This is a genomic window from Novosphingobium rosa NBRC 15208 (genome assembly GCF_001598555.1).
Lineage (GTDB): Bacteria > Pseudomonadota > Alphaproteobacteria > Sphingomonadales > Sphingomonadaceae > Novosphingobium > Novosphingobium rosa.
The window spans coordinates 24985-36648 of the sequence record NZ_BCZE01000072.1 but is presented as its reverse complement, the minus strand read 5'-3'; the positions used below and the strand labels follow the sequence as shown (position 1 = coordinate 36648).

Annotated in this window: 14 protein-coding genes and 1 tRNA gene; 11 read left to right on the top strand and 4 right to left on the bottom strand. The window is 65.3% G+C overall.

What is annotated here, in order from left to right:
- Positions 1 to 128: 128 nt before the first annotated feature.
- Together ung and SR3_RS23585 are read left to right on the top strand one after the other, a co-directional pair.
- Positions 129 to 815: a uracil-DNA glycosylase gene (gene ung, locus SR3_RS23590; RefSeq protein ID WP_068091378.1), complete on the top strand. Its 687-nt coding sequence runs from the start codon at positions 129 to 131 to the stop codon at positions 813 to 815.
- A 14-nt stretch (positions 816 to 829) separates the two neighbouring features.
- Positions 830 to 1954, top strand: a complete 1125-nt coding sequence (locus SR3_RS23585) for an acyltransferase family protein (protein ID WP_157099070.1) — start codon at positions 830 to 832, stop codon at positions 1952 to 1954.
- A 67-nt stretch (positions 1955 to 2021) separates the two neighbouring features.
- On the opposite strand, the gene SR3_RS23580 is transcribed toward SR3_RS23585, so the two are convergent.
- Both SR3_RS23580 and SR3_RS23575 read right to left on the bottom strand, forming a co-directional pair.
- Positions 2022 to 2095: transfer RNA gene (locus SR3_RS23580), tRNA-Gln, on the bottom strand.
- A gap of 80 nt (positions 2096 to 2175) precedes the next feature.
- Positions 2176 to 2781: a thiamine phosphate synthase gene (locus SR3_RS23575; protein WP_084455863.1), complete on the bottom strand. Its 606-nt coding sequence runs from the start codon at positions 2779 to 2781 to the stop codon at positions 2176 to 2178.
- Between SR3_RS23575 and SR3_RS23570 the strand changes: the two genes are divergently transcribed.
- The 4 genes from SR3_RS23570 to SR3_RS23555 are packed head-to-tail and all read left to right on the top strand — an operon-like array spanning position 2780 to position 6532.
- Entirely contained in the window at positions 2780 to 3463 is a 684-nt protein-coding gene (locus SR3_RS23570; protein ID WP_068091347.1) for a YggS family pyridoxal phosphate-dependent enzyme, read from the top strand. The genes SR3_RS23575 and SR3_RS23570 overlap by 2 nt on opposite strands.
- Complete coding sequence (locus SR3_RS23565) at positions 3460 to 4623, top strand: 8-amino-7-oxononanoate synthase (protein WP_068091344.1); 1164 nt, start codon at positions 3460 to 3462, stop codon at positions 4621 to 4623. Before SR3_RS23570 ends, SR3_RS23565 begins: the two co-directional genes overlap by 4 nt.
- Positions 4620 to 5264 (top strand): dethiobiotin synthase, encoded by a 645-nt coding sequence (bioD, locus tag SR3_RS23560; RefSeq protein WP_068091342.1) that lies wholly within the window; start codon positions 4620 to 4622, stop codon positions 5262 to 5264. The genes SR3_RS23565 and bioD overlap by 4 nt, the downstream gene beginning before the upstream one ends.
- Positions 5261 to 6532 carry an adenosylmethionine--8-amino-7-oxononanoate transaminase gene (locus tag SR3_RS23555; RefSeq protein WP_068091340.1) on the top strand — a complete coding sequence of 424 codons (1272 nt, stop codon included), beginning with the start codon at positions 5261 to 5263 and terminating at the stop codon, positions 6530 to 6532. Before bioD ends, SR3_RS23555 begins: the two co-directional genes overlap by 4 nt.
- A 186-nt stretch (positions 6533 to 6718) precedes the next feature.
- Here SR3_RS23555 and SR3_RS23550 read toward each other — a convergent pair whose 3' ends face one another.
- Positions 6719 to 7399, bottom strand: coding sequence for a hypothetical protein (locus tag SR3_RS23550; RefSeq protein WP_068091335.1), 681 nt, complete (start codon positions 7397 to 7399; stop codon positions 6719 to 6721).
- Between the two features lie 151 nt (positions 7400 to 7550).
- On the bottom strand, positions 7551 to 9047 hold the full coding sequence (pyk, locus tag SR3_RS23545) for a pyruvate kinase (protein WP_169805701.1): 1497 nt from the start codon (positions 9045 to 9047) through the stop codon (positions 7551 to 7553).
- Between the two features lie 78 nt (positions 9048 to 9125).
- Between pyk and SR3_RS23540 the strand changes: the two genes are divergently transcribed.
- The 5 genes from SR3_RS23540 (at position 9126) to ruvC (ending at position 11653) form a co-directional block, all read left to right on the top strand.
- On the top strand, positions 9126 to 9455 hold the full coding sequence (locus SR3_RS23540) for a DUF1244 domain-containing protein (protein WP_245654071.1): 330 nt from the start codon (positions 9126 to 9128) through the stop codon (positions 9453 to 9455).
- Positions 9456 to 9575: 120 nt separating this feature from the next.
- Complete coding sequence (locus SR3_RS23535; RefSeq protein WP_068091329.1) at positions 9576 to 9815, top strand: DUF2312 domain-containing protein; 240 nt, start codon at positions 9576 to 9578, stop codon at positions 9813 to 9815.
- Positions 9816 to 10046: 231 nt separating this feature from the next.
- Positions 10047 to 10811 carry a YebC/PmpR family DNA-binding transcriptional regulator gene (locus SR3_RS23530; protein ID WP_068091324.1) on the top strand — a complete coding sequence of 255 codons (765 nt, stop codon included), beginning with the start codon at positions 10047 to 10049 and terminating at the stop codon, positions 10809 to 10811.
- A gap of 18 nt (positions 10812 to 10829) precedes the next feature.
- On the top strand, positions 10830 to 11180 hold the full coding sequence (locus SR3_RS23525) for a DUF3147 family protein (RefSeq protein ID WP_068091366.1): 351 nt from the start codon (positions 10830 to 10832) through the stop codon (positions 11178 to 11180).
- Positions 11177 to 11653 (top strand): crossover junction endodeoxyribonuclease RuvC, encoded by a 477-nt coding sequence (ruvC, locus tag SR3_RS23520; RefSeq protein WP_068091322.1) that lies wholly within the window; start codon positions 11177 to 11179, stop codon positions 11651 to 11653. Before SR3_RS23525 ends, ruvC begins: the two co-directional genes overlap by 4 nt.
- Positions 11654 to 11664: the final 11 nt, after the last annotated feature.

Here is an 11664-nt window from a genome sequence, read left to right as displayed (position 1 = left end):
TTTGTCCCTTATGAAGGGGCCTTTCCTTCATATGCCGATAAATTCCTCTATCACTTGCCAAGGCGATTGATAAAGCTGCCATTATACGACATGCCACAGGCATGGTACAGATGACAGCGGAGGATAAGATGGCAGCCCATGAAGGAGTTCCTCCCTCTTGGCGTCCTATTTTATCCGATGTTCTGGCCACAGCTGAATCCAGAAGACTGGGCGGCTTTCTGAAGGCCGAGGAAGAGGCTGGAAAGCATATTTTCCCCCCTCGTGGCGAGCGGCTGATGGCCCTTGCCCTGACCCCTCCCGAAGATGTGCGTGTCGTGATTCTGGGGCAAGATCCCTATCATGGCGCCGGACAAGCCCATGGCCTTTCCTTTTCTGTCAAGGAAGGCGTACGAATCCCGCCTTCTCTGGTGAACATCTTCAAGGAACAGCAGCGGGATCTGAATCTGCCCATCCCCCGGAATGGCAATCTGACCCGTTGGGCGGAGCAGGGCGTTCTCCTGCTCAACAATGTGTTGACGGTGGAGGAAGGCCAGGCCGGCTCCCATCAGAATATGGGCTGGGAAGCCATCACAGACACGGTGGTGGCTGCTGTGGCTGCTCAACCCACCCCTTGCGTGTTCCTGCTCTGGGGCAGCCACGCGCAGAAGAAAGCGGGCCGGGTGGCTGACCTGCACAAAGAGCACCATCTGGTCCTCACCGCGCCTCACCCCAGTCCGCTGTCGGCGCATCGCGGTTTTCTGGGTTGCGGCCATTTCAGCAAGACCAACGCCTTTCTGGAGAGCCACGGCAGCGCTCCCATCGACTGGAAGCTTTGAAAGGCGGCCTCAACATGCATGGGCAGGCACAACCGTCGGCGGGTGAGGGGGTAACCCATGCTCACAAATCGGTCATTGTGCCTGTCCAGTGGCTCAGAGGCGTGGCCGCCTGCCTGGTGGTGGTGGTGCATCTGATCGACCGCCTGATCAAGCGTGGAGCCTTCCCGGAGGCGCTGCCGGACTGGATATGGTCCTTCGGCCAGATCGGCGTCGGCACCTTCTTCGCGATCAGTGGCTTCATCATGGTCTACACCACGGCGGATGAGTTCGCTCGCCCCGGCGCCGGGCAGCGCTTTGTGCTGCGCCGCTTTTTACGGGTCGCCCCGATCTATTATCTCACCTCATTGCTGATGATCGGTTTTTCCTACGCCACCTTCCGCTTCAGCACCAATGCCACGGCGCCGGAAACCACGCTTCCGGCGCTGGCGATGTCGTTCCTCTTCATTCCCTATGTCGACCACCACGGCCTGACCCAGCCTGTCTATGGGCTGGGATGGACGCTCGATTACGAGATGTTCTTCTACCTGCTCTTCGCGTTGGCGATCACCATGCGGCGAGGCAGGGGCCTGACATGCGCCATCCTGGCCCTGATCGCTCTGGTGCTGGCGGGGACGCAGATTCCCGCCCCCGCGCCGATCACCGGGCAACCGGTGCCACTTTATTATTTCACCAGACCGGTGCTGCTCTACTTTATCGTCGGCATGGCCATCGGCGCGGTGCGCTTTGCGTTCGGCACGCTGCGACTGCCGGTGGCGGATGGCGTTCTCTGCGCGCTTGCCTTGGCGCCACTAAGCCTGGCCATCCGTTTCGGCGCTGCCGATGTCACCGCCATTGGCGTGGTGTTCGTGACGCTGGCTCTTGCGTTGACAGCCCTGCTGGAAGGCCGCGGAAATACGCACAAAGGCTTTGCCATGCTCGCCCGGGCCTTTGGTGATGCGTCCTACAGCATGTATCTGACCCATAGCTTCTTGCTGGGGGCCATCGCTGTCGTCCTGACGCGGGTCGCTGGAGGACGCGAAGCCTTGCTTTGTCTGCTGGTGGCTCTCAGTTGCCTGATCTGCGCTGGAGCTGCCTGGCTGGTCTGGCGCTGGGTGGAACGACCGCTCACGCGCTTCCTGAACCGCATCTGCCGAGCCTGACGCGCAAAAACCGGTCAGACGCAAAGATCCGCCGGATCAGATTTTATCATTGATGTGGGGAAGGAGATGGATGCCCTGCAAGGATTCGAACCTCGATTGACGGAATCAGAATCCGCAGTCTTACCATTAGACGACAGGGCAGTGTGTCTCGGTGGAGGCGGCCTCTAACCCCATGCTTTCCGGGCGTCAACAGGAAAAATGAAAAAGCCGTGCAACGGATTTCAAGTTGCACCGGCGACGTGAACCAGGCCATCAATGGCCGCCCAACAGCTTACACCCAGACGGCGTGCCCGACGTTCGGACATGCCTCCCAACGCGATGACTGGGGTTGCCGCCCGCGTGGCCAGCATCCGCCAGCGCAGCACGCCCAGAGCCGAGGCCCCGGGATGACTGCGCGTCGCAAAGGCGGGGGACAGCAGCAACCCATCGGCGCGCGCCTGTCCGGCCTGGCGGATTTCACTCAGCCCATGCGCCGTCACCAGCCTCAGCCCGCGCCCTCCGGGACCGGCCAGCCTTGCCGAGCCATAAGCGCCATCGGCCCCCCAGCGCCGCGCTTGCGCCATCGATCCGGCCAGCACGGCCAGACCGCCGCGCGCCCGGATCATCCGTGCCAAACGCGCAAAACGCGCCCGCCGCGCGGCCTCATCCAGATGGTAATGGCGAAAGATCAGCCCGCTGCCGCGCGGCAGCCGCGCGATGGCGATCTCCAGCATGGCGTCGTTGCGGGCATCGCTCACCAGCCACAGGTTCGGCAAAGGCGGGCGGGGCAGGATGAAAGGCGCAGGGGGCTGGCATTGGCGCATCGCGGCGCTATAGCACGCGGTCATGACCGTGCCACACACTCATCCCGCGCTGGACGACATGCGCGCCCGCATCGACGCCGCTGCCCGTATCGCGCATCGCAAGGCAGCCGATGTCACGCTGATCGCCATTTCCAAGACCCATCCTGCCGAGGCGATCACACCGCTGATCGCGGCGGGCCAGCGCGTTTTTGGCGAGAATCGGGTGCAGGAAGCCGCCGCCAAATGGCCTGCTCTGCGTGAGGCCACGCCCGACCTTGAGCTGCATCTGGTCGGCCAGTTACAGTCGAACAAGGCGGAAGAGGCGGTCAGCCTGTTCGACGCCATTCACGCGCTGGACCGCATCAGTCTGGCCGATGCTCTGGCCAAGGCGATGGACAAGACCGGCCGCCGCATCCCCTGCTTCGTTCAGGTGAACATCGGCGCGGAGGAACAGAAGGGCGGCGTCGCCATCGCCGAGCTGGGCGCGCTGCTGGCGCATGTCCGCCAGCTGGAGCTGCCGCTGGCAGGCCTGATGTGCGTGCCGCCTGCCGGCATCGAGGCCGCGCCCTTCTTCGCCCTGCTGGCCAAGCTGGCCGACGATCATGGCTTGACGGGCACGCCTCAAGGCGGCCTCTCCATGGGGATGAGCGGCGATTTCGAAACCGCGATCCAGCTGGGCGCCAGTCATATCCGCGTCGGTTCGGCGCTGTTCGGGGCCCGGGGATGAGCGGCTTGGCGGGCGCTGAGCGAGGCGGCCTGCTGGGGGCTCAGGAACAGGATCTGGCGGCGCTTGCCGGGCGCGACCGCCTGCGCAGGCTGAGTCCGCGCACGGGGGTGGATTTCGCCTCCAACGATTATCTGGGGCTGGCCGAGAGCGGCGTGCTGGCTCAGGCCGCGCGTGAGGCGCTGGATCGCGGCGTGGCGGTCGGCTCGGGCGGATCGCGCCTGCTGCGCGGCAATCACCAGGATCACGAGGCGCTGGAAGAGGAAGCCGCGCGTTTCTTCGGCAGCGAATCCGCGCTGTTTCTGCCGACAGGCTACACCGCCAATTCCGCGCTGCTGGCCACCATGCCCCAGCGCGGCGACCATATCTTTGCCGACGAACTGATCCACGCCAGCTGCCACGAAGGTCTGCGCCTGACCCGCGCTGGCCATACGCTGGTGGCCCATGGCGATGCCGAGGCCTTCGATCAGGCCATCACCGCATGGCGCAATCAAGGCGGCGCCGAAGCCACGGGGGGCCGGGCATGGATCGCGGTTGAATCGCTCTATTCGATGGATGGCGATATCGCGCCGCTGTCCGCGCTACTCGCCGTGGCCGAGCGTCACGATGCGCTGCTGGTGGTGGATGAAGCCCATGCCACTGGCATCCTTGGCCCCGGTGGACGCGGCCTGGTGGCGGCATTGCCTTCGCGCGAACGCATCATCACGCTGCACACGCTGGGCAAGGCGCTGGGGTGTGAGGGCGCTCTGCTCGCCGGCCCGCGCGTGATGCGCGATTTTCTGGTCAACCGGGCGCGCGGCTTTATCTTTTCCACCGCGCCCTCGCCGCTCAACGCCGCGATCGGGCGGGCCAGTCTGAAGCTCTGCGAACAGGCCGAGGATCTGCGCGCGGATCTGCGCGCGAGGATCGCTCAGGCGGAAGCCCTGCTGGCCCCGCTGGGCGCGCAGACGCATGGCACCCCCATCATGCCGCTGATCCTTGGCACCGACAAACGCGCCATGGCCGTGGCCAATCGTCTGCAACAGGCCGGTTTCGACGTGCGCGGCATTCGTCCCCCCACCGTGCCCGAAGGCACCGCGCGGCTGCGCATCGTCATCACCCGCAACGCCGCGCCCGCGCAAATCGAGGCGCTGGCGCAAGCGCTCAAGGAGGCTCTGGCATGAGCGCCCATATCGTCACCGGCACTGACACCGGCATCGGCAAGACCGTCTTCTCTGCCGCGCTCACCGGCGCCCTGCAGCGCAAATACGGCAAGGCGCGCTACTGGAAGCCGGTGCAGGCCGGCATCGAGGAACTGACCGACAGCGAGGCTATCGCCGAACTGGTCCCCGGCGCGCAGGTGCTGCCCGAAGCCTATCGCCTGATCACCCCCGCCTCGCCGCATCTGGCGGCGCGGATCGATGGCGTGAAGCTCGATCCCGCCAAGCTGGCCCTGCCCGCAGGCGAAGGCCCGCTGGTGGTGGAAGGCGCGGGCGGCGCGCTGGTGCCGCTGATCGCCCCGCCAGAGGGGGAAGGGCTGCTCTATGCCGATCTCTTCGCGCGCTGGGCGCTGCCGGTGGTGGTGGTGGCCCGCACGGGCCTTGGCACCATCAACCACACGCTGCTCACCATCGAGGCGCTGCGCGCCCGCAAGGTGGCGATCACCGGCATCGCCTTCGTGGGCGAGCCGCATGAGGAAAACGAGGCGGTCATCCCGGCCCTCTCCGGCGTCACCCGCCTTGGCCGCCTGCCGCTGCTGGCCGAGGTGACCGCGCACTCTCTGGCGCAGGCTTTCGATGAAGGCTTCAAGGACTGGACGCTGTGACGGGCTCCCCCATCTGGCATCCCTTCACCCAGCACGGCCTGAACGAGCCGATCCCGCTGGTCACCCATGCCGAAGGCGCCAGCCTGTTCACGGCGGATGGCGCCCGCGTGGTCGACGCCATCTCCAGCTGGTGGGTGACAACGCATGGCCATGCCCATCCCCGCATCGCCGCCGCCATTGGCGAACAGGCGCAGAAGCTTGATCAGCTGATCTTCGCCGGATGGACTCACCAGCCCGCCCAGACCGTGACCGAAGGGCTGGTCGACATGGTCGGGCAGGCTGTGGGCGAGGGCGCGTTGCCCTATGTGTTCTTTTCCGACTCCGGCTCCACCTGCGTGGAAGTCGCGCTGAAGATGGCGCTGGGCCACTGGGCGCATCGCGGGGAGAACCGCCACCGCATTCTGGTGATGCAGCACTCCTATCACGGCGACACCATCGGCGCGATGAGCGTGGGCGAGCGCGGCGTCTACAACGCCGCCTATGCCCCGCTGCTGTTCGACGTGGGCGTCATCCCCTACCCACACCCCGGCGCCGAGCAGGCCACCTATGACGCGCTGGAAGCCGAATGCCGCGCCAACGCCGCCGCCTTCATCGTCGAGCCCCTGATCCTCGGCGCGGGCGGCATGCTGTTCTATCCGCCGCATGTGCTGGCCGAAATGGCCCGCATCTGCGCCGCGCATGGCGTGTTGTTCATCGCCGATGAAGTGATGACAGGCTGGGGTCGCACCGGCACCTTCCTCGCCTGCGAGCAGGCCGGTGTCGCGCCGGATATCCTCTGCCTTGCCAAGGGGCTGACCGGGGGCTCGATGCCGCTGGCCGTCACGCTGGCCAGCGAGGCGATCTACCAGTCCCACTATTCCACAGACCGCGCGAAAACCTTCTACCACTCCTCCAGCTACACCGCGAACCCCATCGCCTGCGCCGCCGCTGCCGAGAATCTGGCGATCTGGCGCGAGGAGCCCGTGCGCGAGCGGATCGCTCTGCTGGCGGAGCGCCAAGCCGCTGGCGCCGCGATGCTGGCGCAGGTGGAGGGCATCGCCAACGCCCGCACCTGCGGCACGATTCTGGCGCTGGACTATGTGGTGGAGGGCGCGGGCTATCTGTCCTCACTCCAGCCGCGCCTGCTGGCCTTTTTCCGCGAGGCAGGGCTGTTGATCCGGCCTCTGGGGAACACCGCCTATCTGATGCCGCCCTACTGCATCTCCGAAGAGGATCTGGGCCGGTGTCATCAGGCCTTGGCCGAGGCGGTCAAGTTGGTGAAGGGATAAAAGAGACATGCGAGGGGGTTACCCCCTCGCGCTCCCATAACGTCTTCCGACGAAACGGCAGCGGCAAGGCTGGGCAGGCGATGGAAAGCCTGCGGCGCGGCAAGCTGGGCGCAAGGCCGAATCCGAAGCGCAACGAAGACACCAAAGGGAGCGCGAGGGCGATGGCCCTCGCATCTTCCCTTCTTCTTACTTCCCCTGAGGCGCGGCTTTGAACCGATCCGGCACCACGCTGCGCCCCAGCGATTCAGGGCTGAACATGTCGCTATCGGGCAGGGCATGATCCAGCCCGGTCGAGGTCATGGTCAGGGTGACGGAGCCGGGCTGATCGACATTGGCGTAGGTCACGCCCAGAATCACGCCATCGCCCGAGACATCATAGGTGCGGATATCGCTGGCGTCGGTCAGGCGCACGCGGTCGAAGGCGCCAAGGTGGCCATCGATCCGCCCGAGATATTCGGACTGGCGCACGGGGCGGTTGGCGTTGATCCCGCAGGCGGCCTTGGCGACCGCCGGGCCCGAGACGATCTGCCCGGTTTCCAGCGAGAGGTCGATGCCGCGCATGGCCTTGCAGTCCGCGATCATGCGGTCGCGCGGGGTTTCCACGCGGTGCCAGTTGCCGCGGTTGAATTCCGCCGACCATTCTTCCGAGGCCTCGCCGCGTTGGGGCGTCAGGCGGTTCCAGTAATAGACGGCGTAGGTGGCCTGCGTGGTGTGCGTGCGGCTGACGATGGGGGCCACGAGGCCCACGGCGGCCTGCACCGGATTATCGGCCCGCACAACAGTTGGCAAAGCGGCTGCGAGCGGGGCTGCGCACAGCAAGGTCACGGCTGCGAGAGCGGCCCCCCGGGCGCGCGTGCTGATGATCATGTTTTATCCTCTCCCCCCGAAAGGCGGGTTGGGAGAAGCGTATCACGGGAATGTCATCATGCAAGGGGATTGCGGAACGGGCCTGTCCGCCTTGAGTATTGTTGCGCGGATGGGGGCGAGAGCGCCGGTTCGCGCTCTCGCCCGGTTTCCATCAGCCCTCGTGCTTTTCCAGCTCGTTGCCGGCCAGCGTCACAACGTGGAGCAGGTTGGTCGCGCCCGGCGTGCCGAAGGGTACGCCCGCCAGCGCGATCAGTTTGGCGCCCGCCTCGCCGAAGCCATGGCGCAGGGCCATGCGCTTGCCCTTGGCGATCATCTCCTCGAAGCTGCCGATGTCCTTGGTGTGGACGGCGTGAGCGCCCCACAGCAGGGCCGCCTTGCGCGCGGTCTTCAGGCTGGGGGTCAGCACCAGCATCGGGGCATGGGGGCGTTCGCGGGCCACGCGGCGCGCGGTCGAGCCGCTGCCGGTGAAGACGATGATCCCGGCGATCGACACGGTTTCCGCGATCTGGGCGCTGGCCTTGGCCAGAGCGTCGGCGGTGGTGGCGTCGGCCTCGATTTCGGCCAGATGGATGCGGCGGCGGTAGGTGACGTCCTTTTCCACCTGGCTGGCGATGCGGTGCATGATCGTCACCGCTTCTTCCGGCCACTGGCCGCTGGCGGTTTCGGCCGAGAGCATCACCACGTCGGCGCCGTCATAGACGGCATTGGCGACGTCGGAGACTTCGGCGCGGGTAGGGGCGGGGCTCTCGATCATCGATTCGAGCATCTGCGTGGCCACGATCACCGGCTTGCCGCTGCGGCGGGTGGTTTCCACGATCAGCTTCTGGATCGGGGGCACTTCTTCCGGGTTCAGCTCGACGCCGAGATCACCGCGGGCGACCATCACGCCGTCCGACAGGTTGATGATCTCGTCGAGGCTTTCGACAGCGGCGGGCTTCTCGATCTTGGCGACCAGAGCGCCATGGCCGCCCATCAGCTTGCGGGCCTCGGCCACGTCCTCGGCGCGCTGCACGAAGGAGAGGCCGATCCAGTCCACATTCTGCGCCACGGCAAAGGCCAGATCGCGGCGGTCCTTTTCGGTCAGCGCGGGGATCGGCACCACGGCGTCGGGCACGTTGACGCCCTTGCGGTCCGAAATCACGCCGCCGACATCGGCCGAGCACAGGATCTCGTTCTCATCGGCGCGGATGACGCGCAGCTTGAGCTTGCCGTCATCGATCAGCAGGCGCTGGCCCTTGCGCAGGATGCCGAAGAGTTCGGGATGCGGCAGGCAGACGCGGTTTTCGTCGCCCGGCTCCGGGTTGCGGTCCAGCGTGAAATGGCCCGAGTGTCGGATGACCGCGCGGCCATCCTTGAAGGTGCCGACGCGCAGCTTGGGGCCCTGAAGATCGCAGAGGATCGAGATCGGGCGGCCGAATTCCTTCTCCGCCTCGCGCACATTGGCGATGGTCTGGGCGTGGGTGGGGTGGTCGCCATGGCTCATGTTGACGCGGAAGGCGTCGGCGCCGGCGCGGATCAGCTTGCGGATCATCTCGATATCGCGGCTGGCCGGGCCCAGGGTTGCGAGAATCTTGACCTTGCGGCCGCGTGGATCGAGCTTGTGCGAGGGAGACGTAGACACGCTCAAAATTCCTTCCCGGCGTTTCATTGGGTATGACGCTGTTGTGATAGCGTTTGTGACGAAGGTCCATGACAAAGGCGCGGCGAAAACCCAAGGATCAATGCCATGAATATGAATGCGAACGATAGTGCCACCGACCCTGTGGATTCCCTGAGTGACGCGCAGGCCGCAGCCGCTTTTCGTCGGCTCGTGCGGCATTTGCGGCATCGGCATGATGCGCAGAACATCGATCTGATGGGATTGGCGGGCTTTTGCCGCAACTGTCTGGCCGACTGGATCGTGGAAGCGGGCGCGCCTTTGGATAGGGCGCAGGCGCGGGAAGCGATCCACGGGATGAGTGCGGCGGAATGGAAAGAGCGTTATCAAACGCCAGCCACAGCCGAGCAACTGGCCCGCATGGAGCAAAGCCTGAAGCGCAATGCCGCCGTCGATTGAGGCAGGCCGAAGCGCTTGTGGGGCCGATCCTTGGGGATTCTGGTTCATGGCCTCTTTTCGTTCCGAGCGAGCGCGGCTATCGGACGGCCCAACCGATTCTAAAATTCACGGAGACCAACCATGGCCGAAATGGCAGCCGACGACCGCCTGCGCCTGCTGATCGAGCGCATCGAGCGCCTCGAAGAGGAAAAGAAGGGCATCAGCGACGACATCAAGGACGTCTATCTGGAAGGCAAGGCCACCGGTTACGACCCCAAGGCGATGCGCCAGGTGATCCGCATCCGCAAGATGAAGCCCGATGACCGCAAGGAACAGGAAGCGATCCTGGAAGTGTATCTGAACGCTCTGGGCATTTCCTGATCTGACATCCGGCTTTCAGCCGGATGTGCGGCACCGGCCCACGCCCCCGGCCCGGCCACCCACAGCATACCATGGATGGGTGGCCAGGCCGGAGGCGTGAACCGGTGCCGCGTTGCAATCTGCGTGGCAGATTGGCGACAAGAAGCCGAAAAACGGCTTCCGATTGCCCTTATGGCGCAGTTTCGCTAGGGGGCTTGCAACCACAGCCTCAGGCAAGACAAAGCGGATACCATGGCAGGCCATTCCAAATTCAAGAACATCATGCACCGCAAGGGCGCTCAGGATAAGAAGCGTTCGGCGCAGTTTTCCAAATTGTCGCGCGAAATCACCGTCGCGGCCAAGATGGGTATGCCCGATCCGGACATGAACCCGCGCCTGCGCGCTGCCGTCAACGCGGCCAAGGCGCAGTCCATGCCCAAGGACAACATCCAGCGCGCCATCGACAAGGCGAGCAAGGGCGACGGCGAGAACTACGAGGAAGTGCGCTATGAGGGTTACGGCCCCGGCGGCGTGGCGATCATCGTGGAAGCGCTGACCGACAACCGCAACCGCACCGCCACCAACGTGCGCACCGCCTTCGCCAAGAATGGCGGTAATCTGGGCGCGAGCGGCGCGGTGAGCCACGGTTTCGACCGCCTCGGCCTGATCGAATACCCCGCCAGCGTGGGTGACGAGGACAAGGTGCTCGAAGCCGCCATCGAGGCCGGCGCCGAAGACGTCGAATCCGATATGGGCGATGGCGACGAGAACCCCGGCAGCCACCAGATCTGGGTGGCCGTTGATTCTCTGCACCCCGTCGCGCGCGAGCTGGAAAAGACCCTGGGCGAGGCCGAGGGCGTGAAGCTGGCCTGGCGTCCGACCCTGAAGACCGCCGTCGATGCCGACACCGCCGCCACGCTGCTCAAGCTGATCGACGTGCTGGACGATGACGATGACGTGCAGACCGTCTGGGGCAATTACGAAATCCCCGACGAGGTGATGGAAAAGCTGGGCTAAAACCCGGTGATCCCGCCCGTGGTCCAGATGATCGCCAAGGCCCTGCTGGCCGGGGCGATCATCGCCACCATCGCGGAAATCGGCAAGCGCGCTCCCACCATGGGCGCGCTTGTCGCGTCTTTGCCGCTGGTGTCCGTGCTGGGGATGATCTTCCTCTGGCACGCCCGCCCCGATGCAGAGGCCATGGCCGCCCATGCGCAGGCCACCTTCTGGTATGTGATTCCCTCGCTGCCGATGTTTTTGGCTGTGCCGGCGCTGCTGCGGCAGGGCGTGGGCTTCTGGCCTGCCTTGGTGGCGGGGGGCCTGCTGACGATCCTTCTCTATCTGGGCATGGTGCATTGGGGCACCCGCTGGGGGCTTAAACTGTGATTATCTTGGGAATCGACCCCGGCCTCACCGTCACCGGCTGGGGCGTGATCGCCAAATCGGGTAGCCGCATCAGCCATGTCGCCAACGGGCAGGTGCGCACCGACATCCAGGCCCCCATGGCCGAGCGCCTGCTGGAGCTGGACCGCGTGATCACCGACGTGGTCGCCCAGTACCAGCCCGATTTCAGCGCGGTGGAAGAGATTTTCGTCAACGTGAATCCGCAGTCCACGCTGAAGCTGGGGCAGGCGCGCGGGGTGGCGCTGGTCTCTCTGGCTCGGGCGGGGCTGCAGATTTCGGAATATCCGTCGAAAGTGGTGAAAAAGGCGCTGGTCGGCACCGGCGGCGCGGCCAAGGGGCAGGTGCAGGCGATGCTGGGCGTACTGCTGCCCGGCGTGAAGCTGAAGGGCGAGGATGCGGCGGATGCCCTGGCCGTGGCGATTACCCATGCGCATCATCTGGGTAGCCATCGGTAAGAGAAGAAAGA